The 1738-nt window shown below is 67.3% G+C and carries 2 protein-coding genes and 1 riboswitch; of the genes, one reads left to right on the top strand and one right to left on the bottom strand.

The window, feature by feature from the left end:
* Window positions 1-499: alpha/beta hydrolase family protein (locus tag AC3XYG_RS19070; RefSeq protein ID WP_489141438.1), on the bottom strand; the 499-nt coding region annotated here is incomplete at its 3' end.
* 223 nt (window positions 500-722) lie between these two features.
* On the opposite strand from AC3XYG_RS19070, the gene AC3XYG_RS19065 reads away from it, so the two are divergent.
* Window positions 723-1352, top strand: a complete 630-nt coding sequence (locus AC3XYG_RS19065; protein ID WP_489141437.1) for a helix-turn-helix domain-containing protein — start codon at window positions 723-725, stop codon at window positions 1350-1352.
* Window positions 1353-1423: 71 nt separating this feature from the next.
* Window positions 1424-1638: riboswitch (cobalamin riboswitch) on the top strand.
* Window positions 1639-1738 lie beyond the last annotated feature (100 nt).

Here is a 1738-nt window from a genome sequence, read left to right as displayed (position 1 = left end):
CGAGCAGGGTGACCACGCCCGGCGCGCCGATCGAGGCGCCGAGCAGCCGGTCCGGATGCAGGTAGAGGAAGCGGTGGGTGAAGTGGCCGCCGCCGGAGAAGCCGTACATCAGCACCCGGTCGCCCGCGACCCGGTACTTGGCCTGCATCTCGGCGATCATCGCCAGCAGCACGGCGTCGTAATGCAGCGGGCCGGCGCGCATCAGCTTGTAGCTGGAGAGGTCGCCGGGTTCGGTGATGCCGACCGGGAACAGCGGCGCCAGCACGATCACCCCGTGCTGCTCCGCAAAGTCGGCGAAGCCGTCGCGATAGGCCTGCATGCCGCGTTCGGTGCCGTGCACGATCACCGCCAGCGGCCAGCTGTCGCTGCCGTGCTCGTCATAGGCCTCGGGCACATAGGCGCAGTAGCTGAAGCGCTGGTCCAGGCCGCAGGCGAACACCGTGGTCGCCCCGAAATCATAGGATGCCAGCCGCGTTCCATGCCCGTGCGGTCGCGCCATGATGCCCCCTTGTGCCTGTTTGCCGGAAAGTGCAACATGTTTTTGTTAACATGAAAAGCATAATCTGACGAATTCTACCTAGCATGACGATGTTCATGCTCAGGAAACGCAGCAGCGAGCCCAATCCTTGGGAGTCGCGGGCCGTCCCGCCGCCCGAACATTTCCCTGTCGCCGAAAACCGGCCGGCGCTTATGGTGGCGGCCCGGCCACATCGCCTGCGACCATGACCGACCCGAAGCCCAGCCTGGGCGAATGCCTGCGTGACCTGCGCCGCCGCAATGACTGGACCCTGGCCCAGGTCAGCGCCATGACCGGCCTGGCCGTCTCGACCCTGTCCAAGGTCGAGAACAACCAGATGTCGCTGACCTACGACAAGCTGCTGCAGCTGGCGCAGGGCATGAAGGTCGACATCGCCGAGCTGTTCGGCACCCGCGCCCCCGCCGGCTCGGGCGGCCGCGGCCGCCGCGCCGTCAGCCGCCAGGGCGAGGGCCGGGCGATCCAGACCCGGACCTACGACTACGTCTATGTCTGCGCCGAGCTGTCGCGGAAGAAGATGGTGCCGATGATCGGGCTGGTGCGGGCCCGGTCGATCGACGAATTCGAGGACCTGATCCGCCATCCCGGCGAGGAGTACACCTATGTGCTGGAGGGCGAGCTGGACCTGCACACCGAGCTGTACGCCCCGACCCGGATGAAGGCCGGGGATTCGATCTATTTCGACAGCACCATGGGCCACGCCTATGTCAGCGTCGGCGACCGGCCGGCCCGGATCCTGTGCGTCTGCACCATGACCGAGCAGGACCTGACCGCCGCGGTGCTGGAGGCCGAGGGCATCGAGCCGCTGCCGGCGTGAGGACGCCGGCCCGGGACATGGCGATATAAAGATGTCTTTATATGAGCATTGACGTGCGCGCCCCGCCTCGGCACACTCCGCCGGTTCGTGGTTCTCCGGGCCCATTCGCGGGCGCCGGAGCTAAGAGGGAATCCGGTGAGCCGCAAGGCGATGCCGGAGCTGCCCCCGCAACTGTGAGCGGCGAGCCGAGGTCCAACTTGCGTCACTGAAGCCGGAAGGCTTCGGGAAGGCCGGACCAGAGCTGTGACCCGCAAGCCAGGAGACCTGCCGCGAACACGCACGTCCCTGGGCGGGGTGTCCCGGTGGTTCGCCTGCGATCCTGCCGGCCCGTGGCCGTCGGGACATGCCGCACGCGTCCGCTCGGCCTTTGCCCCCAATCTTTGGGG

The sequence above is a fragment of the Inquilinus sp. genome, assembly GCF_057815775.1.
This window is presented reverse-complemented; position numbering and strand designations above follow the sequence as displayed.